A 20,028-nucleotide genomic window follows, 5' to 3' on the forward strand; every position below is an offset into this window, starting at 1 on the left:
GGTGTCAGTTGGTTACGTCGTAGCCATAAATCCACTCGTACTTCTTCGTCAGATGAGGCCCAAGGGCCATTAATGCCATTTGCGCCCCAAATCGCATCGGACCCCGCAGATGGAAGTTTCGCGCGTTGGCTCCAGCCGCTGAAACGACCTTGCGCGCGCGCGGGCGACGGCGGGTTTCAAAGTCAGACAAAGCCTGTGGAACATCTGGGTTTCCTTCAAAGCACCGGGCCAGACACCAAGCGTCCTCCAGCGCCAAGCAAGCACCTTGCGCCATGAAAGGAAGCGTGGGGTGTGCCGCGTCCCCCAAAAGCGCCACACGCCCATCCTGCCAGTGCTGAGCGACAGGACGAAGAAACAAGCCCCATATATGCGTTTCGGTCACCTGGCTTAGAATTTCTCGTACAGGTCCGCCAAAGTCCGCGAAACGGGCCCGCAGATCATCAGGATCGCCTTGCAAGCGCCACCCTTCCATCTGCCAGTCAGACCGTTCTTCAACGGCGACGACGTTCATCAGGCTCTGGTTCCTGAGTGGGTAGGTAACGACGTGTCGCCCCGGCCCCATCGTCAAAGACGCACATGGCTCGTCGGTACGACTGGTCCAGGGTATTGTCGCCCTCCATGCCACCTGGTGCGTGAACTGGGGGTCTTCGGCGCCGTTCAGGTTGGTACGGATCCGACTGCGCCCACCATCTGCAGCGACAGCACATTCGAACCGCAATCGCTCGCCACCTTCCATCACGAATTCGGCTTCGTCCGGATGCGTAATAACTTCTGCGACTTTGGTGCCCAATCGAATGTCGACCCCGGCATCGGTTGCGGCACGGTAGAGCAAGTCCAAAAGGTCTGCTCTATGGTAATAGAATGTCGGCCCCGCCTTAGGGCCGGGAAGACGGCTGATCACCCGGCCTTTTCGGTAATCCCGCAGGATCGTACCGTACGACTTCTGCCCGGCCGTGGGCGTATCCTGAACCACGTTCAGCGCCTTCAGAACGCACATGCCGTTCGGGCTGATCTGAAGGCCTGCACCGACCTCGGTCAACGCAGGGGCCTGCTCAACCAAAGTGACCTGCGCCCCCTGTTGACGCAGCGCCAGAGCTGCTGCCAGCCCCCCTATGCCGCCGCCAATGACACCAACAGTGATACCGTGCATCCTCATGATGTTGCCATAACGCAAAAACGCCAGAGCTACAGGCCCCGGCGTCTTTGGTTTCATAGTTTTTTCAGCGATCAATCGTCGCGGTGAACCTTTTCGCGGCGTTCGTGACGCTCTTGTGCTTCAAGCGTCATGGTCGCGATCGGGCGCGCATCCAGACGTTTCAGCGAGATCGGATCGCCGGTCATCTCACAATATCCGTATTCACCTTCGTCGATGCGGCGGATGGCCGAGTCGATTTTTGCAACCAGCTTGCGCTGACGGTCGCGCGTGCGCAGCTCAAGCGCGCGGTCGGTTTCCTCGCTGGCGCGGTCGGCCACGTCCGGAATGTTACGGGTGTTGTCTTGCAGACCTTCGATCGTGTCGCGGCTGCCTGCCAAAAGTTCGTTCTTCCAGTCCAACAGCTTACGACGAAAATACTCAAGCTGCCTGTCGTTCATAAATGGTTCGTCTTCGGCTGGACGATAATCTTCGGGCAGAAATACTTCCTGCTTCATCTTTGCTCCCTCGGTGTGGCCTGCAACGCCGAGTGCTCTCTCTTCACCAGACATGAGGCATTCCCTTCTGCGGAGCGTTTATCCGACGGCGCGGGGATTGTCACTATGCAAACGTCGCGCAGCCTGTGCTTGATGATATCGTGTCTAAATATGAGACATCAAACAACAAATCCTTGTTTTTCTGTGAAAATTGCCGGGCGTTTTTGAGGCAGTCCCCAAAATGCCGCAGGAGGTGTTAGCGCTCGAATCACGCAAAGCTGTTGGAGTTGCAGGGCAATTCCGTTTCAGGCGACGCAGCGACCCGGGTTGTAAAAATCTTCACCCCTCTGTAACCCCAAAGGCACAGGCCGCGCGATACATCATGAGGACCCAATGACCGCACGTTTCCAAGGAACAGCCGAGTATGTAGCAACAGACGATCTGACCATCGCCGTGAACGCTGCAGTGACATTGGAACGCCCTTTGTTGGTCAAGGGTGAACCCGGAACCGGCAAAACCGAGCTGGCCAAACAAGTTGCAGGTGCACTTGGGCTGACCATGATCGAATGGAACGTGAAATCCACCACCCGCGCGCAACAGGGGCTGTATGAATACGACGCTGTCAGCCGTCTTCGCGATAGCCAGCTTGGCGACGAACGGGTGCATGACGTGTCGAACTATATCCGCAGGGGCAAGCTGTGGCAGGCATTCGACGCCGATGAAAAGGTCGTGCTGCTGATCGATGAGATCGACAAGGCAGATATCGAATTTCCCAACGATCTTCTGCAGGAACTCGATAAGATGGAGTTCCATGTTTATGAGACTGGTGAGACGATCAAGGCCAAGAACCGTCCCATCGTGATCATCACTTCGAACAATGAAAAGGAACTGCCGGACGCTTTTCTGCGTCGCTGTTTCTTTCACTATATCCGCTTTCCCGATGAGGCCACGATGCGCCGCATCGTCGAGGTCCACCACCCCGGCATCAAGGATGCATTGCTGACCACAGCGCTGACTCAGTTCTACGAAATCCGTGAGACTCAGGGGCTAAAGAAAAAACCCTCGACCTCCGAGGTGCTGGACTGGCTGAAACTCTTGCTGGCCGAAGATCTGACCGCAGACGACCTGAAACGCGATGGCGCGAATGCCCTGCCCAAGCTGCATGGGGCATTGCTCAAGAACGAGCAGGACGTGCATCTGTTTGAGCGTCTGGCCTTTATGGCGCGCAGTAAACGCTGAACATCCGGTGATCGGCCTTGCCATATGGCAGGGCGGATGCCAGCATTGGTTAACGACCGCGCGGCGTCCGAACGCGGGACCACCTGAACAAATGGGAACAGCTGAGTGCCCGACACCGTAACCATACGCGCGCTGCGACCCGAGGACAGGGCCGAATGGGCCGAGATGTGGCACGACTATCTGGCATTCTACGAAACGACCGTCCCGGATGAGGTATATGACAGCACGTTTGCCCGTCTCTTAGGCGACGACCCCAATGACTTTTCGTGTTTTGTCGCCGAAACAAACGATCGACTGGTTGGCCTGACGCATTATCTGTTTCACCGTCATGCGTGGAAGATCGAAAGCGTGTGTTACCTGCAAGACCTCTTTGCCCGCCCCGAGGCGCGCGGCACCGGTGTGGGACGCGCCTTGATCCAAGCTGTATATGACGAAGCGGATCGACAAGGCGCACCGTCCGTCTATTGGTTGACGCAGGATTTCAATCACACGGCCCGCAAGCTGTATGACCGTATCGGCAATCTGACACCCTTTATTCGGTACCAACGCGCATGATGCGGCTAGGCGCGATCTTGCTCGGGTTGGCTTTGGCCGGATGTACAACGGTTACACCGCCCGAACCGCCAACGCGTGTAAAGGCGTCAGAAGAAATACTGCCTCCAGCCAAGGCGTTTTCGGCGTCACGACCGACACCGCCCGGGCGATCCAACGCCAACATTGCCCAAGACTTCGTATCCTTGCATTTCGCCTTGGAGAGCGGCACTGCCCTACCGATCTTTACACGGTTCGAAGGCCCAATAACGGTGCGGTTGACCGGCCAGATCACCCCTTCGATGCAGCGCGATCTGACAAGGCTGATCGGACGCTTGCAGCGCGAGGCAGGGATTGACATCCGTCAGATTCAGGACGGGACAGCCAACATAACCATCGAAGCGGTCAGTCAGGCGCAGATACAGGATATTCTGCCACAAGCCGCCTGTTTCGTTGTCCCCAACTCTTCCAGCTTTGAAGAATACAGCCGGGACCGGCGCAAACAGAAAAGCAGCTGGCTACGGTTGCGCAGCAGGGAAAGGCTGGGAATTTTCATTCCATTCGACGCCAGCCCACAGGAAAAACGCGACTGTCTGCACGAAGAAATCGCACAGGCTCTGGGCCCTCTGAACGATCTGTATCACCTTCCGGATTCGGTCTTTAACGATGACAATGTCCACACCGTCCTGACTGGGTTCGATATGCTGATCCTGCGCGCCGCTTACGCGCCTGAACTGCGCAGTGGTATGACGCGCGAACAAGTCGAGGCCGTTATCCCTTCGGTGATCGACCGCCTGAACCCATCCGGGATCGGCAGGCCGGTGCAGGAAACCGGCGAAACCCCACGAGAATGGATCAGAGCCATTCAGAGGTCCCTCAACCCAAACCGGAACTTGCAGACCCGCCTCAGGTCAGCCGAGACGGCAGCGCGGATCGGAGCGGAACAAGGATGGACCGATCATCGCCGCGCCTACCCCTATTTCCTGATGGGGCGGATGGAACAGTTCGACAAACCGGACGAGGCGCTGCGCCATTATGACCTGGCGCTTCAGTACCTGCGGACATCGCCAAGTACCGAAGTGCACCAAGCCTACATAACCACCCAGCTGGGCGCATATGCCTTAGCACAGGACCGCGGCCCCGAGTTCTTGCCAGAGCTGGACAAGGCCATCGACGTAATGACCCGGGCCGAAAACGCCTCACAATTGGCGACATTATTGCTGCTGAAATCCGAAGCGCTAAATCAGGCTGGTAGACCAGATCAGGCACGTTCGGTCAGGCTGGACAGTCTTGGATGGGCGCGATACGGGTTTGGCTCGGAAACGGTGGTCCGGTCGCTGATGCAGGATGTTGCTGAGGCACCGTCGGAAAACAGAGGCGGTTAACGCATGGTAGTGGTTCTGGGAATGGCGATACTGGGGGCGATCCTCGGGACGCTGACCGCTCGTAAACGCAATGGCAGCGGGGCCGACATGGCACAATACGCCGCCGGGTATGGAATTGCTTTTGCCCTTATGGGGCTTGTTATGTCTTTGATCCTTGTGCGGCTGCTAACCTAGACGATGTTTTTGCCTTTTTTCGATAACCTCCGAAAAGCCGGGATACCGGTCTCGCTGCGCGAGTATCTGACGTTTCTGGAGGGTATGAAAAAAGGTTTAGCGACCTACGATGTCGAGGCTTTCTATTACCTTGCCCGCGTTTCGATGGTGAAGGACGAGCGTAATATCGACAAGTTCGACCGCGCCTTTGCCGCAAGCTTTGAGGGACTGGAAGAAATCAGCTTTGACCAGGTGCTCGAGGCCGTCGACATCCCGGCCGAGTGGTTGGCGAAAATGGCCGAAAAGCACCTTTCCGAAGAGGAAAGAGCCGAGATTGAGGCGCTTGGCGGGTTCGACAAGCTGATGGATACCCTGCGTGAGCGCCTGAAAGATCAGCAAGGCCGCCATCAGGGTGGGAACAAGTGGATCGGCACTGCCGGTACGTCTCCGTTTGGTGCATATGGTTATAATCCCGAGGGTGTGCGGATTGGCCAAAAGGAAAGCCGCCACCAACGCGCGGTGAAGGTCTGGGATAAGCGCGAATTCAAGAACCTCGATGACACGGTCGAACTGGGTACGCGCAACATCAAGGTCGCACTGAAACGGCTGCGCCGCTGGGCGCGCGAGGGCGCCGCGGATGAGCTGGACCTTGACGGCACGATCCGCGCCACCGCCGAACACGGCTATCTGGATGTCAAAACCCGCCCAGAGCGTCACAACGCGGTAAAAGTGCTTCTGTTTCTGGATGTTGGCGGCTCGATGGATCCGCATATCAAAGTGGTTGAAGAGCTTTTCTCTGCCGCGCGAACCGAGTTCAAGCATCTGGAATACTTCTATTTCCACAATTGTCTGTACGAGGGTGTCTGGCGTGACAATCGCCGCCGCTGGGATCAACAGACCCCGACGCATGAGGTGCTGCGCACCTACGGCCCCGACTACAAATGCATCTTTGTCGGCGATGCATCCATGAGCCCGTATGAGATTGCCTATCCCGGCGGCGCGAACGAACACTGGAATCCAGAGGCCGGGCAAGTCTGGCTGCAAAGGGCACGCGATCAGTGGTCTTCAAACCTATGGATCAATCCAGTGCCCGAGAAGTATTGGGAATACACCCATTCGGTCAGCATGATCCGTGAAATCTTTGAGGATCGCATGGTCCCGATGACCCTTGCCGGATTGGAACAAGGGATGAAGGAATTGACGCGGTAGCAGGCCTACCCGCTACACCTGCAATGCAGGTGCCCACGCAATCCGAAATGACACGGCGATGAAGAACAACAAGCTGCCGGTCAGAACAAAGACATGCCAGATCGTGTTGTGGAACGGCAGCCAGTCCAGCAGGTAAAAGGCAATACCGGCCGTGTAAACAATGCCCCCCGCGATCATCAGCGCGACAACAGGCTCTGATAAGTCGGCCAACAAGGATTGACCGGCCCAAATCGCGGCCCACCCCATCAGCACATAAAGCGCCAATCCAAACCACCTGAAGCGATGTGGGTCGACCATTTTCAAGATCGAGCCGAGCGTTGCGGACGACCACAAGCCGATTAATAAACCTGTCGAGGGCACACCTGACAGCAGAATGAACGGCGTGTAAGTTCCTGCAATTTTGACATAAATCCCGGAATGGTCCAACCGCTGTAGCAAAGCGCCCCATCTGTCAGACTGCACCATGTTGTAAAGGGCGGAAAACGACAGCATCAAAATAAGCGTGAACCCATAAACCGACGCCCCTAGCACTGCGAGAGGTTCAGTCCGGTATTCCGCCGTAAGCACGATAAGAACAGGCACAGCGATAATCGCTGCAGACAAACCGATAATGTGAACGACCCCGTCGCTGATACGTTCAGCGCGGCTATAACCCGGTCGGATGTCGGCAAAAGACCACATATTTCAATGCTATGGCGCTGAATGGCTTGCGGCAAGTCTAACGAACGCTGTATTTCACGACCTCACCGCGGCTTGACTATTTGAGAGTATATCGGCCGGGCATGTTTCGCTGGTCATTTCCTATTGCTCTAATAGCACTCGGGACCCATATCTAAGGCATGCTTCGCCTTACCCCTATCCTGCTGGCTATTGCCTACGCCGTCGTCATGTACCGCATCTCTGTTTGGCGAACACATCGTGAGTTGGATGCGAAGTCCACGGAGCTGGCTGATCCGACTTTGAAACGCATGACGGACCGTCTGGCTGCCGCGCTCGAGATTGAGAGGGTGCCGGTTTATATTTACGAAATCGACCCGGTGAACGGTCTGGCCGCGCCAGACGGGCGCATTTTTATAACGCGTGGGTTCTATCGAAAGTTCCGCAACGGCGAGGTATCGGCCGAGGAAATGGCGAGTGTCATCGCGCATGAATTGGGCCATGTGGCATTGGGGCATGCGCGCCGTCGCATGATTGATTTTTCAGGTCAGAACGCGTTGCGGGCTGCATTGATGATGCTGCTGAACCGTTTCATTCCCTTCATAGGTGCCTGGATCGCGAATATGCTGACGCACCTTCTGGCGTCACGTCTGTCGCGCGGCGATGAATACGAAGCGGATGAATATGCTGCCGCGCTTTTGACAAAGGCAGGGATCGGAATCGGCCCGCAAAAATCGTTGTTTCACAAACTGGAAGAATTGACTCAGCAACGCGCCGGGGTAACGCCCGCGTGGTTGATGAGCCATCCCAAGACCGATGAGCGCGTTGCTGCGCTGGAGGCGCTTGAGCGGCGCTGGGGTGCAGGCGGATAGGTCGGGCAGCGAGGGGCCAGCCCCTCGCGCTCCCCGGGATATTTATAGCCAGATGAAGAGCGGATCAGTCTTGAATGGCAAGCGCTTTGCCAAGGCGCGGCAGGCGCGCTTTTTTCATCAACGCGCGAAGGCTCCATTGATCACCTGATAGACGGTTGGCTTGTTCCAACACTTGGTTCGCGACACCTGCTATGCCTACGGCGTCATCGCGCCAAAAACCGCATAGAAGTCCATCAGGGTCACAGCGTTGCAGGCCTTCTTCGGCGAGGAGATTACGCGGGAAGTCTTTTGCATTGACGGTTACGATAACATCAGCCGACGCGGAAACAGCCGCCGCCAAGACGTGAATATCAGCACTGTCGGGTAGCCAAAGGCGTTGTTCGATGCCGGGTCTGGTCGCGTGTTCGGCTTGTGGCCAGCCGGCCTGAGTCAAGGCGATCTCTGCGCGGGCTTGATCTTCGCCCGTTGGGCCGAGCTTGCGGGCCGCGCGCGCCCATTCTTCGAGGATGCGCGCGGACCAGATTGGCGTGAAATGGCCCAGCCGGGCTGCGCCCAGCAACATCTCTCGCATCACCGTTGGATAGATGACGCAGGTGTCCAGAACCGCCTTCACAGCCGAAAAAACACAGATTTCAGATAGCCGCTTTCAGCGAGTTGAGGCAGCTGTGGGTGGTCAGGCCCGGCAAAGCCCGTATGGATCAGCTGCGCCGACCGTCCTGCCCGGCCGATGCCGCGAGACGAGGCATCGCGAAACCGCCCAAGATCGGCGGCATGTGAGCAAGAGCACAGACCCAGGTAACCGCCCGGTTTGACCAATGGCGCCGCCAGCCTTGCCACGCGCTCATATGCGCGCAGACCTGCGTCCAGCGCCTGTTTTGAGGGTGCGAAAGCAGGTGGATCGCAGATTACAACGTCAAATCGTGCGCCTTCTTCGTTCAACTGCGTGAGTACGTCGAACGCATCGCCTTGCCGGGTTTTAAATCTGTCGGCACATCCGGACGCCTTGGCCCCTTGCATGGCCAAATCCAAAGCCGCAGATGATCCATCGACCGACAGCGCCTGCCCTGCTCCGCCCGCCAGCATGGCCAATCCAAATCCCCCGACATGACTGAAAACATCTAACACTTTAGCCCCGGGTTTCACCAAACCGGCGGCAAAAGCATGGTTTGGGCGCTGATCATAGAACAGGCCGGTTTTTTGCCCACCCGTCAGGTCCGCCATATAGGTCGCACCATTCATGGGAACCGGCAGAGGAGCATCTGGTGCCGTGCCGTGCAACGTGAGGTTCACATCATCTAACCCTTCCAGCCCACGTGTTCTGCCCGACGCGTTTTTAAGGACTGTCGAGACCCCGGTCACTGCGACCAGCGCATCGGTGAGTGCCTCAAGATGCGCCTCGGCCCAGGCTGCATTGGGTTGGATCACGCAGGCGTCGCCGAACCGGTCGATGATAACACCCGGAAAACCGTCTGCCTCGGCGTGAACGAGGCGGTAATATGGTGCGTCAAACAAACGTTCACGTAGATCAAGGGCGCGCTGCAATCGCGTTTGGAACCATTGCGCATCCAAGGCTGCGTCAAGGTCCCGATCCAGTACACGGCACATGATTTTGGATTCGGGGTTTACCGCGACCAAAGCGATAGGTGACCGCTTGTCGTCTTCTAACACCGCCAGAGTTCCTGCTGGTATCTTGCGCGTTCGACGATCCGTGACGATGTCATTTGCGTAGACCCAAGGGAAGCCGTGGCGAACGCCGCGCGCGTTGGCTTTGGGTTTCAGGCGAATACGGGGGCGATCGGCGGATAGGGTCATGACGCCCTCATAGAGGCGAACCGTCCGAGGGAAAAGCCCTAGCGCGGTCGTGACCGCCAGCCACCCCGTCGTTTCGGAGCTTTTGCAGCCTGCAGACCCTCGGCCAATACTTGGGTCATGGGATGCTCTGCCGCCTGTGCCACAAATTTCTCGTGCAAATCGCTTAGTGCCTGCGTTTGATCGCGATCTGCTGGCAGGCTCAACGCCCAATCCAGGAAGATGCTGCGGCATTCAGGCAAAGTTATCCCATCGATGCGGTACGCCTCGTGGATCAGGCCCTTGTGATCATTCGGATCGTCACTGCGCGCCATCGTCATCCTCCGTAATCACGCAGCCGATGATTTCGGCGGCGGTGTCGTAGCTTTCCTGAAGCGCGGCCTGAAGCTGTTCGACCTGCTCAAACCCAGTGGCGCGACACAGGAATCCAGCGCCACCTTCGCCAATTTTGTCGGCCTCAATCACCTTGCCAGACAGCAGCCGTGCCGCGCATTGTACGGACCAGCATAAGTCGTAGCACTGTTTCAGCGTCTGCGCCTGTGCGACATCCAATAGATCAGCAGCGACCGCAGCTTCTAAACCGGTATGCACATCACGCTCTGCCACGCCCGACAACAACGCGCCTGTCTCGGCCATAAGCTCGATATCCATCAGGCGACCCGCGCCGTTTTTGGCATCCCAGATTCCGGCAGGTGACTTTGCAGCGGCCAGACGGCCTCGCATCTCGGCCACTTCGCGCAGAACATGGGCGCGGTCACGCAGTTGCGACAGCAAGTCAGCGCGAAAAGCTTCGATGTCATCTGCAAGGCCATCGTCCCCAGCCACAACATGCGCGCGTGTCAGGGCAAGGTGTTCCCATACCCATGCCTCTTCTTGCTGGTAGTTTTTGAAGCTTGCCCAACTGGTGGCGACCGGCCCCTGGTTACCCGAAGGGCGCAAGCGCATATCGACCTCGTATAGCTTGCCTTGTGACATCGGAGCGGACAGCGCGGTGATCAATGCCTGTGTGAAACGCGCATAATAGGTCCGCGTGGCTAGTGGACGCGGCCCTTCCGACATCTCTTGATCCTTTGGGTCATAGATGACGATCATGTCCAGATCAGACTGAGAATTTATCTGCCCCGCCCCTAGCGAGCCCATCCCAAGAACAGCAGCGCCCCGCCCTGGCGGCGGCCCGTGCTTCGTGGCGAATTGTGTCGCAACGCAAGGCAGGATCGCAGCAATTACGGCGCCGGCCAGATCGGCATATTGCCGCCCCGCCCCGGCCCCGTCGATCAGGCCACGCAAATGGTGCACGCCGACACGAAAATGCCATTCCTTGCACCAACGCCGCGCCAGATCGAGCTGCCTTTCATAGTCGGATTCTTCGGCCAGTGCTTGCTCTAGGTCGGCTTGCAGAGTTGCCCGCCCGGGCCAATCATCAAAAAAGCTGCCACCGATCACGGCGTCAAACACAGATGCGTTGCGCGACAGATAGGCCGCCAGCGCGTGCGACGTGCCTACAATATCAAGCAAAAGATCAATCAAGTGAGGGTTAGCTTCGAACAGCGAGAACAGCTGCACCCCGGCTGGCAAGCCCGAAAGAAATCCATCCAGAGCCAACAAGGCTTCGTCAGGTTTTGCGGTCTTCGCCAACCGAGACAACAATTCAGGCTTCAGGCGCTCAAAAATCCGCGCGCCGCGTTGAGACCTGAGCGCGGGATACGCTGGCCAGCGCGCCATAACGCCCTGATCGAATGTGACAGGTGGCGGAGACGCAACCGTTGCCCCGCCCGGGGCAAAGAACCCCTCGGTCAACTCATGCACCTCGGTCAGACGTTGTTTCAGATCAGACGTCAGCTCGGCGCTGTCGATCCCCATGAGGCAAGCCACGCGTTCGATCCCGTCCGGTGTTTTGGGGACTTTGTGGGTTTGGGCGTCATGAACCATCTGGATGCGATGCTCGACTTCGCGGTGCGCACGGTAATGGCCAGTCAACTTCTCGGCCACATCTTGCGGTACCCATTCCTTGGCCGCCAGCGCCGCAAGCCCTTCAACCGTTCCGCGCACGCGAAGATCAGGATCGCGTCCGCCTGCGATCAATTGACGGGTCTGGGTGAAAAACTCGATCTCGCGTATGCCGCCCTGCCCCAGCTTCATGTCGTGCCCCGGGATGGTCAGGGTGCCTCCGGTCCCTTTGTTCTCGCGGATACGCAGCCGCATGTCGTGGGCGTCCTGTATCGCCGCAAAATCCAAATGACGTCGCCAGACAAAGGGGCGCAGTGTTTCTAAAAACCGCAGCCCCGCTTGGATATCACCTGCACAGGGACGTGCCTTGATATAAGCGGCCCGTTCCCATGTACGGCCCAAGCTTTCATAGTAGCGCTCCGCAGCCTCGGTCGCTATGCAGACCGGCGTTACTCCGGGATCCGGGCGCAGACGCAGGTCGGTGCGAAATACATATCCGTCTGCTGTCTTGTCGCTGAGCGTCGCACAAAAGTTGCGTGTCGCGCGCACCATTCCGTGACGGGCATCGTAAAAATCATCCGGCTCAAAACGCGTTTCGTCGAACAGCACGATCAGATCAATGTCCGAACTATAGTTCAGCTCGTGGGCACCCATCTTACCCATCGCCAGAACTATCAGCCCGGCTGCGGTTTCGACATCACCCTCGACCATTCCCGGCAACTTGCCACGACGGATCAAAGCAGAAATTTCGGCCTTCGCGGCCACATCCACCGCCAAAGCGCCAAAGTCAGTCAGCGCGGTGGTCACTTTTTCCAACGGCCACGCACCGGCAAGGTCTGCAAGCGCTGTCAACAAGGCAACCCTTCGCTTTGCCTGACGCAGACCCGGTTTTAATTGGTCCGGCGGCAGTTCCTTCACCGCCAACATAACCTCAGCCAAGGCCTGATCAGGCTGTTGCAAGGCCTGCGCCAGCCAATCCCTTTCCCGATCCATAAGACCTTTAAGGTATGGGCTGGATCCTGCAGTACCGGCAATCAATTCGCCTTGTTCCGGTTTCGCTACGGGCACCAAGGCGCGCGTTTCATCACCCAAAGACTGATCAAACGGGCGCGGCATTCTGCGAATGACAAGAGCGTCAGGCATGTACCCTCCAGCGACATACTGTTCAGAGATGGCCTGATTTCAATGGCCTGCACAAGTAGAAAGTGCGGTCGTTCCAAGGGTCTTAGCTGTCCCATCTCTTCCAATGTAAAAGTTTTTCACATTTGCCTCTTGCAACACCCGCAGCAGCTACCATCTATTGAATGTGAAAACGATTTACATCAACCCGGAGAACGAACATGACCGCACTGACCAACCACGCCGTCCCTGAAAATCCGGGATGGCTTTACCGCGCCGAATCCTGGCTTGACGACAAGGGCAAAGGGGCATGGATCGCGGCCATGATCCTTGGATTTATCCTCTTCTGGCCTGTCGGCCTTGCCCTTCTGGCATATATGATCTGGAGCAAACGCATGTTCAACAAATCCTGCAGCCGCCGCAAAACTTGGCACAGCCACATGAGCGCGATGAAACCCTCGGGCAACAGCGCCTTTGATGCCTATAAGGCCGATACGTTAGCCCGCCTTGAACGCGAACAGAAAGATTTCGAAGCGTTCCTGCATCGCCTCCGCGAGGCCAAGGATAAGGCCGAGTTCGACCAGTTCATGGACGAACGCGCACGCGAAAACACCGACGATGCGGAAAGTGACGATCGCGCCTGATGCAAACTTGCCCTGCCCCGCATTTCGGGACAGGGTAATTCGAATAACCAGCCGGAAATAGTTGAATGACCCACCTGCCCGATCCCGACCGCCAGCCTGAGTTTTATCAGTCGGTGGCCACCAAACGATTTGTCGCTTGGCTGTTTGATATCGCCCTGATCTCGTTGCTATGCATCGTGCCCGTCTTCCTGACACTGGGTACAGCGCTTTTCTTTCTGCCGTTTATCTATGCGGTCGTCAGTTTCATCTACCGCGTTGTCACTATTTCAAATGGTTCGGCAACTTTGGGCATGCGCTTTATGGGGATTGAACTGCGCGATTCATTCGGCGCGCGTATGGATCTGGGGAAAGCGGTGGCCCACACGGCTGGTTACTTCATCAGCATGACTTTCATAGTGATACAGGTCATTTCGGCCGTCATGATGATGACCAGTGCACGTTGTCAGGGCCTGACTGATGCCTTCCTGGGAACAGTGATGATCAACCAACGCGCGTAAAATAAAGCAAGCCCCTTGAATCACTTGGCGGCTCCGGGATCGGTTGTTATCATCCGGTCCAGGAAACACAGGACGTTCATGCGACACACGCTGCCTATCGCGCCACAATTCTATGTGACGGCACCACAGCCTTGCCCATATCTTGAGGGCAGGATGGAGCGTAAACTATTTACAGCCCTTCAGGGCGAAGGCGCGGATCAACTCAATAACTCCTTGTCTCAACAAGGGTTTCGCCGATCTCAGAATGTCCTGTATCGACCGTCCTGTGCGGATTGCGCGGCCTGTCTTTCGGCGCGTATCGACGTATCGGCTTTTACCCCTAGCAAAAGCCAGAAACGGGCGGCGAAAAAGAACGCCTACCTGCAGCGCAAAGCCAACTCACCTTGGGCCACGGACGAGCAATATGAGCTGTTCCGCCGGTACCTTGATACGCGGCACGCTGACGGTGGGATGGCTGACATGGACGTGTTCGAATTTGCCGCCATGATCGAGGAAACCCCGATCCGCAGCCGGGTTGTCGAATATGCCGATCCTGAAACCGACAATCTGATCGCCGTCAGCCTGACCGATGTCTTGGATGACGGCCTCAGCATGGTCTACTCGTTTTACGATCCGCAGCAGCCGCAAAGCTCTTTGGGGACGTACATGATCCTCGATCATATCGACATCGCGCGCGAGGCGGGCCTGCCCTATGTGTACCTTGGCTATTGGGTGCCCGGCAGCCCGAAAATGGGATACAAAGCCCGCTTCTCGGGGCTTGAAGCCTATATTCGCGGTAAATGGGTGCGCGTGGGCGATCCATCTGATTTGACAGACTCCAGTCACCATCCTTTGTCGACCGCACCGATCGCAGAGCAGGTGGCGAATATTCAACTGCCCGATCGCCACCCGACCAAAGGCTGACAGCCCATGCGGCAATCGCTTCATGCGGTGACTCTGGTCGTGCCGAACTATGACGAGGCAATTGCTTTCTTTACTGAAAAGCTGAATTTTACCCTGCTGCAAGATATCGACTTGGGTCACGGCAAACGGTGGGTGCGCGTTGCACCGCCGACGTCTGAAGGCGGCACCTTACTTTTGGCGCAAGCGGACGGCCCCAGCCAAAGCGCTGCTATCGGCAATCAAACGGGCGGGCGCGTTGGGTTCTTTCTGGAAACAGATAACTTCGATCGCGACTATGCCCAGATGCGAACCAATGGCGTTCATTTCGAAGAACAGCCACGAACCGAGGTATACGGCAAAGTCGCCGTCTGGCGGGACCCTTTTGGGAACCGCTGGGACCTCATTCAATTCCGCAGCCAAGAAGGCCCATAGGGTAGTTTTTGAAAGGGCTGCAGCGGCCATATCCCAGCCTTCTGCGCGAAAATTAAGCAAACTTAATGTTTCGCCTATTCTCTGGGCAGTTGAAACTTGCCCTAACGTCACCACCTAATTTCAACCCCCGTGCAAATCCGCACATTTAGCTGGCCCGCCTCTCTGGGCCTCACTGACTTTGCAGTTCTGGCGGCAGGCATGTGGCCTGCTGTTCGGGGTTTGGGAAGAGGAAGTTAAATGACACATATGTTGCGTAAACTGGTTTCAGCAAACCTTACAACTCAGATCCTGACAGCATTGGCGTTGGGGTCCATTCTGGGATTGGCCCTAAACTATTGGCATGTTCCGGTCCTGCAGGACACGCTGGTCAACGGTTTGTTCACGATGATCGGACAAATGTTCCTGAACGCCCTTCAAATGCTGGTCGTTCCACTGGTGGTGTTTTCACTCTTGTGTGGCGTTGTCGGCATAGGCGACATCAAAATTCTTGGGCGCGTTGGCGGACTGACCTTCGTGACATACCTGGCCACTACCGCGCTGGCTGTGATGACGGCGTTGGTCTTTGCCAACCTGATCAATCCGGGCATTGGCTTTACCGGGATGCACCTTGCAGATCAGGGCGTTTCTGTCGCGTCGCAAGAAACGGCGTGGCAAATTCTGGCTAACATCATTCCAAAGAACCCCGTACAGGCTTTGGCCAATGGGGAAATGCTGCAGATCATTTTCTATGTGATCGTCGTCGGCATCGCTGTTTTGATGATGGGCAGCCGCGCCAAGAGCTTTGTGGAGGGTTGCACCTTCATGAATGATCTGGCGATGAAGATCGTTGGGATTGTGATGGCGTTCGCCCCAATCGGCGTTTTCTGCCTGATCGCCAAGACCTTTGCGATGGAGGGTTTCAGCCTCTTTGCTCCGGTCATGGGATATCTGACGACGATCACGCTGACGTTGGTGTTCCACCTGTGTGTGACACTGATGGTCTTGCTGTACGTATTCACCGGCCTCAGCCCACGCGAGTTCCTTCGTAAGATGCGCTCCGCACAGGTCTTTGCATTCTCGACCTCAAGCTCGAACGCGACGATCCCTGCTAGCATGCAGTGCGTGACCCAGCGTGTGGGCGTTGATCGCTCGGTCGCGTCCTTCGGCATTCCGCTGGGCGCAACGATCAACATGGACGGCACGGCAATCATGCACGGTGTCGCCACGGTGTTCCTGGCAAACGCCTACGGGATCGACCTTGGTCTTGGTGGTTACATGACCATCATCTCGATCTCGGTTCTTGCCTCGATCGGGACCGCCGGAGTGCCGGGTGTCGGTATCGTCATGCTCGCCATGGTCCTGAACCAGCTGGGGATGCCTCTGGACGGGATTGCGATCATCCTGGCTGTGGATCGGATCATCGACATGATGCGGACGGTCGTTAACATTACCGGCGACGCGGTGGTCACCACCATCGTTGCGCAAAAGGTCGGCAAACTGGACCGTGCTGTATTCAACGACCCCGATGCTGGCACTCTGACATCGCAGTCTTTGGAAATAGACCATGAGACAGAGACCAGCTTTGCAGAGTTGACGCATGCGAAAGCACAAAGCTGAAAACAAAAAACCGGAGGCCAACAGGGCCTCCGGTTTCGCGTTTCTATTTCCGCCAAATCAGTTCGGGATCAAGTCCGGAACGATGGTGACGATGGACGGGAAGAACCATAGGATCGCGATCCCCACCACCTGGATCAAAACGAACGGTATGATCCCGCGATAGATATGACCCGTCGTGACCTCTTTCGGGGCAACCCCCCTGAGATAGAACAAAGCAAATCCAAAGGGTGGCGTCAGGAACGACGTCTGCAGGTTCACCGCAACCATGATCGTGACCCATTTCGGATCGAATGACCCGCCGTAAATCACCGGACCCACGATTGGGATCACGATGTAGATGATCTCAAGGAAATCCAGCACAAAGCCCAGAATGAACAACACCAGCATCACGATCAGGAAGACCGTGAATTCGTTGTCGAAACTACGCAGAAACTGCTGGATATAGTGCTCCCCGCCGAACGAGATCACCACGAGGTTGAGCAGCTGCGACCCGATCAGAATGGTAAACACCATCGAGGTCACTTTGGCCGTCTCGCGCACCACCGGTGTCAGAACACCGCTCGCAAACAGGATCCAGCATCCGTAGAGCAAACCGAACAGGGCAAACAGATATGCGCCGTATGCGATGATAAAGGCGATCCAGGTTTCAGCCGTGGCACTACCCTGATTGATCCGCAGGTCAAAGTTGACCCCCATCAGTAGGGCAATGATCACCGCAAGTGTTGCCCAGATGATCACCTTGCCGGACCGGCCCTGATCCTGAAGCTTGCGATAGGCGGCCAGCATGATCGCGCCGCCCGCGCCCAACGCGGCGGCTGGGGTCGGGTTGGTCACACCACCAAGGATGGACCCCAAAACCGCAATGATCAGGACCAGCGGTGGGAAGACCACCCGGATCAGATCGTTTGTCGCGCAACGCGCCGCCGCTTCCTTACACCCGTAGATCGCCAGAGCGAACGGAACCGCCAGCATGATAAAGGTCGCACCCGATGAAGTGACGGGCGAGATCAGGACGACGTCGACCAACAGCATCAACAGAAGACCGATTGCCCCAACAATCAGCGGCTGCGTCGGTCGGGACGGCGCGATACCCCGGCCCATGACCAGCGTCAGACCCAGAAGCAGGACCATGACCGCAACACCCGTGCCAATCGGAGCAGCAGCTGCAATCTTTGCCTCTTTGGCAGCAGCCAATTCTTCGTCGGTCAATCGGGTGGACTCGGTGGTTCCGCCTGCTGCGTCGATTTCTTCCTGCTCGGCGACGGCTTGGTCCCACGCGGATTGACCGTGCAGCTCAATCATCGAGATCTTGCACTCTTCGGACACATTAGTGCGCAGCGATGCGCCCTGCCCGATGTCAGAGAATGCCGAAACGGTGGTGTTCTGGCTGCCGATCACACCCGCACTGCTGAGAAGAACAGTGCCAACGATCAGCGCAACCGGTGCACCCAGCAGCCAGGTCAGACCTTCGGAGCGGGTGATTGGCTCTCCGCTGCCGCCAGAAATCTCAACGGCGGGTGCCTTTTCCGGATTCAGCAGCGCGTAACCAAAGGCATACAGCGCGTATAGCAAGGCCAACATGATCCCCGGCAGCAGCGCCGCCTGGAACAATGTGCCAACCGAAACCACGGCGGGCTCGCCCAGATAGGTCAGCGCATCGGTACATCCGGCCTCAACGGCGCGTGATTCCTGCGCGGTTGAGTACAGATCGCCGGCTAGCGTCCCCAGCAGAACGATCACGATCGACGGTGGAATGATCTGCCCCAGCGTCCCCGAAGCCGCAATCACACCCGTCGCCAATTCGGGCGAGTAGTTGTTTCGCAGCATGGTCGGCAGTGCCAGCAGGCCCATCGTTACCACGGTCGCACCCACGATACCGGTCGAGGCGGCAAGGAATGCGCCCACAACAACGATCGATACGGCCAAGCCACCCGGCAACGGGCCAAAGACGCGCGCCATCGTGGTCAGCAGATCATTCGCGATTTTTGAGCGTTCCAGCGTGATGCCCATCAACACGAACATCAGCACAGCCAGAAGGGTTTCGATCGACTGACCCGCCAAAACCCGTTCGTTCATACGGTTGACGATGAACGAGACGTTGCGATCCAGCGCGGTTTCCCACCCCTGCACAAAGACCGGCTCGGCGATCCTTGGTAAGTCCGGAAAGCGGAAAACCGAAACCGAGTCAGGTTTAACCCCAGAGTTCACAAGGTCTTGGTAGGCCTGCGAGCTGGTGTCAATCGCCTGGTGGATCAGCAATCCTGCGCTGTCCAACGCGGCGATAATCCCGAAAGAGATAACCCCCGCGCCACCAATGGCGAAGGCCACCGGAAAGCCTGACAGGATGCCCCCGAAAAGGCAGAAGAATACGATAATGAGGCCTATCTCGACGCCATCAAGTCCGAATAACATAGTCTGGGTCTCCGTCCCTAATGTGCGCCTTCGTAGGCTTCTTCACCCTCGCCAAGGCTGTCCTTGTCGAGGTATTTTCCAACGCTGTCCGGTCCTTCCGTGTATTCCAGGTACGAGCGGTACAGGAACGCAATAGCGTGCAGGAACACCATGGCAGCAAAAGCAACCAGTAGAATTTTGAACAGGAAGTAGGCGTTGAATCCGTTGGGGCTGAACCCGATGGTTTCCACGTTCCAACGCAGCGCGCGGGATTTGGCCACCAGGCGATCCAGCGTGTCACTCGCTGAGGGTTTCGGCACGATCAGGTGACGCCACATGAAATACCAGCCGTACATCCAGGTCAGCACAGCCATCGGCATCATGAACAATACGGCACCGCACATGTCCACGACACGTTTCGCGCGGTGGCTAATACCCGCATAAATCAGGTCAACGCGCACGTGCCCACCCTGCACAAATGTGTAGGTGCAGCACAGGCAGACGACCATCGCATTGTAAAGCTTCAGCTCTTCTGCAAACCAGCTGATGTCCATTTGGAATGGGATACCGAACCCAAATGCCATGTCAGGGCGTGTAAAGACGCGCTGCATGAAAACGATGATGATCTGTTGGATCACCATCAACAAACCAGCCCATGCAAAGAACCGTCCAGTCGTGTTCGCAAACCCTTCAAGGACGCGGACCATGCCCCACATGAAGTTCCGATAGTACAATCCGAACCCTGTCAAAACGAGGAACAGTGTGAAGACCACAAAGAAAAACTCGACCGAACCGCCATAGTAGACAAAGCGCATGATGGCTTCTTTGTCCGACCAGTTCAGCCAGAGCTGCGGATGCGTGATGGCATATCCGAAATTGTAGAAGGCTTCGGCAATGTTCTGAATGAACCATATCAGCCCATTCCACAGGGCGCCGAAGAACGAGATACCGTTATCGTCCTGCATGTTGTCCCCAGGGTAGCTTCAGTTGCACAGCAGCTTTTTCTTGGCGTGTCCAGGCCACGCTTGTGCAAAGG

General features: G+C 57.0%; 20 protein-coding genes. 11 read left to right on the forward strand and 9 right to left on the reverse strand.

Features of this window, described 5'->3' with window-relative positions:
* Nucleotides 1-4: 4 nt before the first annotated feature.
* Together ACR0DG_RS02310 and dksA are read right to left on the reverse strand one after the other, a co-directional pair.
* Nucleotides 5-1,213, reverse strand: a complete 1,209-nt coding sequence (locus ACR0DG_RS02310; protein ID WP_480693915.1) for an FAD-dependent monooxygenase — start codon at nucleotides 1,211-1,213, stop codon at nucleotides 5-7.
* Nucleotides 1,214-1,227: 14 nt separating this feature from the next.
* The gene (gene dksA / locus ACR0DG_RS02315; RefSeq protein WP_480693917.1) at nucleotides 1,228-1,650 is read right to left on the reverse strand and encodes an RNA polymerase-binding protein DksA; all 423 of its coding nucleotides are present in this window, start codon (nucleotides 1,648-1,650) and stop codon (nucleotides 1,228-1,230) included.
* A gap of 372 nt (nucleotides 1,651-2,022) precedes the next feature.
* Here dksA and ACR0DG_RS02320 point away from each other — a divergent pair, with 372 nt between their 5' ends.
* The 5 genes from ACR0DG_RS02320 to ACR0DG_RS02340 all read left to right on the forward strand — a co-directional run bounded on the left by ACR0DG_RS02320 (nucleotide 2,023) and on the right by ACR0DG_RS02340 (nucleotide 6,146).
* Nucleotides 2,023-2,868: an AAA family ATPase gene (locus ACR0DG_RS02320; RefSeq protein ID WP_480693919.1), complete on the forward strand. Its 846-nt coding sequence runs from the start codon at nucleotides 2,023-2,025 to the stop codon at nucleotides 2,866-2,868.
* A 105-nt stretch (nucleotides 2,869-2,973) separates the two neighbouring features.
* Nucleotides 2,974-3,423: an N-acetyltransferase family protein gene (locus tag ACR0DG_RS02325; RefSeq protein WP_480693921.1), complete on the forward strand. Its 450-nt coding sequence runs from the start codon at nucleotides 2,974-2,976 to the stop codon at nucleotides 3,421-3,423.
* Nucleotides 3,420-4,784, forward strand: a complete 1,365-nt coding sequence (locus tag ACR0DG_RS02330; RefSeq protein WP_480693923.1) for a DUF2927 domain-containing protein — start codon at nucleotides 3,420-3,422, stop codon at nucleotides 4,782-4,784. Before ACR0DG_RS02325 ends, ACR0DG_RS02330 begins: the two co-directional genes overlap by 4 nt.
* A 3-nt stretch (nucleotides 4,785-4,787) precedes the next feature.
* The gene (locus ACR0DG_RS02335) at nucleotides 4,788-4,958 is read left to right on the forward strand and encodes a hypothetical protein (RefSeq protein WP_480693925.1); all 171 of its coding nucleotides are present in this window, start codon (nucleotides 4,788-4,790) and stop codon (nucleotides 4,956-4,958) included.
* Between the two features lie 3 nt (nucleotides 4,959-4,961).
* On the forward strand, nucleotides 4,962-6,146 hold the full coding sequence (locus ACR0DG_RS02340; protein ID WP_480693927.1) for a vWA domain-containing protein: 1,185 nt from the start codon (nucleotides 4,962-4,964) through the stop codon (nucleotides 6,144-6,146).
* Between the two features lie 12 nt (nucleotides 6,147-6,158).
* Here the strand turns inward: ACR0DG_RS02340 and trhA are convergent, their stop codons facing one another.
* Nucleotides 6,159-6,827 carry a PAQR family membrane homeostasis protein TrhA gene (gene trhA, locus ACR0DG_RS02345; protein WP_480693928.1) on the reverse strand — a complete coding sequence of 223 codons (669 nt, stop codon included), beginning with the start codon at nucleotides 6,825-6,827 and terminating at the stop codon, nucleotides 6,159-6,161.
* Between the two features lie 158 nt (nucleotides 6,828-6,985).
* Here trhA and ACR0DG_RS02350 point away from each other — a divergent pair, with 158 nt between their 5' ends.
* The gene (locus ACR0DG_RS02350) at nucleotides 6,986-7,675 is read left to right on the forward strand and encodes a M48 family metallopeptidase (protein WP_480693930.1); all 690 of its coding nucleotides are present in this window, start codon (nucleotides 6,986-6,988) and stop codon (nucleotides 7,673-7,675) included.
* Nucleotides 7,676-7,739: 64 nt separating this feature from the next.
* Here ACR0DG_RS02350 and ACR0DG_RS02355 read toward each other — a convergent pair whose 3' ends face one another.
* From ACR0DG_RS02355 to ACR0DG_RS02370, 4 genes are read right to left on the reverse strand one after another with little or no spacing between them, the layout of a single operon-like run.
* A complete protein-coding gene (locus ACR0DG_RS02355) occupies nucleotides 7,740-8,288 on the reverse strand; it encodes an RSP_2648 family PIN domain-containing protein (protein ID WP_480693932.1) in 549 nt (182 codons plus the stop codon).
* Nucleotides 8,285-9,487, reverse strand: a complete 1,203-nt coding sequence (locus ACR0DG_RS02360; RefSeq protein ID WP_480693934.1) for an RSP_2647 family RNA methyltransferase — start codon at nucleotides 9,485-9,487, stop codon at nucleotides 8,285-8,287. The genes ACR0DG_RS02355 and ACR0DG_RS02360 overlap by 4 nt, the downstream gene beginning before the upstream one ends.
* 38 nt (nucleotides 9,488-9,525) lie before the next feature.
* Entirely contained in the window at nucleotides 9,526-9,798 is a 273-nt protein-coding gene (locus ACR0DG_RS02365; protein ID WP_480693936.1) for a hypothetical protein, read from the reverse strand.
* Complete coding sequence (locus ACR0DG_RS02370; RefSeq protein ID WP_480693938.1) at nucleotides 9,785-12,574, reverse strand: [protein-PII] uridylyltransferase family protein; 2,790 nt, start codon at nucleotides 12,572-12,574, stop codon at nucleotides 9,785-9,787. Before ACR0DG_RS02370 ends, ACR0DG_RS02365 begins: the two co-directional genes overlap by 14 nt.
* Before the next feature lie 197 nt (nucleotides 12,575-12,771).
* On the opposite strand from ACR0DG_RS02370, the gene ACR0DG_RS02375 reads away from it, so the two are divergent.
* The 5 genes from ACR0DG_RS02375 (at nucleotide 12,772) to ACR0DG_RS02395 (ending at nucleotide 16,601) form a co-directional block, all read left to right on the forward strand.
* On the forward strand, nucleotides 12,772-13,194 hold the full coding sequence (locus ACR0DG_RS02375; RefSeq protein ID WP_480693940.1) for a DUF2852 domain-containing protein: 423 nt from the start codon (nucleotides 12,772-12,774) through the stop codon (nucleotides 13,192-13,194).
* Nucleotides 13,195-13,259: 65 nt separating this feature from the next.
* A complete protein-coding gene (locus ACR0DG_RS02380; protein ID WP_480693941.1) occupies nucleotides 13,260-13,691 on the forward strand; it encodes an RDD family protein in 432 nt (143 codons plus the stop codon).
* 78 nt (nucleotides 13,692-13,769) lie between these two features.
* A complete protein-coding gene (locus ACR0DG_RS02385) occupies nucleotides 13,770-14,594 on the forward strand; it encodes an arginyltransferase (protein ID WP_480693943.1) in 825 nt (274 codons plus the stop codon).
* Between the two features lie 6 nt (nucleotides 14,595-14,600).
* Complete coding sequence (locus ACR0DG_RS02390) at nucleotides 14,601-15,005, forward strand: VOC family protein (protein WP_480693945.1); 405 nt, start codon at nucleotides 14,601-14,603, stop codon at nucleotides 15,003-15,005.
* Between the two features lie 237 nt (nucleotides 15,006-15,242).
* Entirely contained in the window at nucleotides 15,243-16,601 is a 1,359-nt protein-coding gene (locus tag ACR0DG_RS02395; protein WP_480693947.1) for a dicarboxylate/amino acid:cation symporter, read from the forward strand.
* A gap of 57 nt (nucleotides 16,602-16,658) precedes the next feature.
* Here ACR0DG_RS02395 and ACR0DG_RS02400 read toward each other — a convergent pair whose 3' ends face one another.
* On the reverse strand, nucleotides 16,659-19,013 hold the full coding sequence (locus tag ACR0DG_RS02400) for a TRAP transporter large permease (RefSeq protein WP_480693949.1): 2,355 nt from the start codon (nucleotides 19,011-19,013) through the stop codon (nucleotides 16,659-16,661).
* Nucleotides 19,014-19,030: 17 nt separating this feature from the next.
* Entirely contained in the window at nucleotides 19,031-19,957 is a 927-nt protein-coding gene (locus ACR0DG_RS02405; protein ID WP_480693951.1) for a TRAP transporter small permease subunit, read from the reverse strand.
* Between the last annotated feature and the right edge of the window lie 71 nt (nucleotides 19,958-20,028).

Source organism: Ruegeria sp. BG8, from assembly GCF_056538325.1.

Excerpts from the sequence above, each read along its gene's own strand:
- ACR0DG_RS02360 (WP_480693934.1), bottom strand. The coding sequence starts at position 9,487 with ATGACCCTATCCGCCGATCGCCCCCGTATTCGCCTGAAACCCAAAGCC.
- ACR0DG_RS02340 (WP_480693927.1), top strand. The coding sequence starts at position 4,962 with ATGTTTTTGCCTTTTTTCGATAACCTCCGAAAAGCCGGGATACCGGTC.
- ACR0DG_RS02310 (WP_480693915.1), bottom strand. The coding sequence starts at position 1,213 with ATGAAACCAAAGACGCCGGGGCCTGTAGCTCTGGCGTTTTTGCGTTAT.
- ACR0DG_RS02380 (WP_480693941.1), top strand. The coding sequence starts at position 13,260 with ATGACCCACCTGCCCGATCCCGACCGCCAGCCTGAGTTTTATCAGTCG.
- ACR0DG_RS02350 (WP_480693930.1), top strand. The coding sequence starts at position 6,986 with ATGCTTCGCCTTACCCCTATCCTGCTGGCTATTGCCTACGCCGTCGTC.
- ACR0DG_RS02395 (WP_480693947.1), top strand. The coding sequence starts at position 15,243 with ATGACACATATGTTGCGTAAACTGGTTTCAGCAAACCTTACAACTCAG.
- ACR0DG_RS02405 (WP_480693951.1), bottom strand. The coding sequence starts at position 19,957 with ATGCAGGACGATAACGGTATCTCGTTCTTCGGCGCCCTGTGGAATGGG.
- ACR0DG_RS02335 (WP_480693925.1), top strand. The coding sequence starts at position 4,788 with ATGGTAGTGGTTCTGGGAATGGCGATACTGGGGGCGATCCTCGGGACG.
- ACR0DG_RS02320 (WP_480693919.1), top strand. The coding sequence starts at position 2,023 with ATGACCGCACGTTTCCAAGGAACAGCCGAGTATGTAGCAACAGACGAT.
- ACR0DG_RS02390 (WP_480693945.1), top strand. The coding sequence starts at position 14,601 with ATGCGGCAATCGCTTCATGCGGTGACTCTGGTCGTGCCGAACTATGAC.
- ACR0DG_RS02375 (WP_480693940.1), top strand. The coding sequence starts at position 12,772 with ATGACCGCACTGACCAACCACGCCGTCCCTGAAAATCCGGGATGGCTT.
- trhA (WP_480693928.1), bottom strand. The coding sequence starts at position 6,827 with ATGTGGTCTTTTGCCGACATCCGACCGGGTTATAGCCGCGCTGAACGT.
- ACR0DG_RS02400 (WP_480693949.1), bottom strand. The coding sequence starts at position 19,013 with ATGTTATTCGGACTTGATGGCGTCGAGATAGGCCTCATTATCGTATTC.
- dksA (WP_480693917.1), bottom strand. The coding sequence starts at position 1,650 with ATGAAGCAGGAAGTATTTCTGCCCGAAGATTATCGTCCAGCCGAAGAC.
- ACR0DG_RS02330 (WP_480693923.1), top strand. The coding sequence starts at position 3,420 with ATGATGCGGCTAGGCGCGATCTTGCTCGGGTTGGCTTTGGCCGGATGT.
- ACR0DG_RS02385 (WP_480693943.1), top strand. The coding sequence starts at position 13,770 with ATGCGACACACGCTGCCTATCGCGCCACAATTCTATGTGACGGCACCA.
- ACR0DG_RS02370 (WP_480693938.1), bottom strand. The coding sequence starts at position 12,574 with ATGCCTGACGCTCTTGTCATTCGCAGAATGCCGCGCCCGTTTGATCAG.
- ACR0DG_RS02365 (WP_480693936.1), bottom strand. The coding sequence starts at position 9,798 with ATGGCGCGCAGTGACGATCCGAATGATCACAAGGGCCTGATCCACGAG.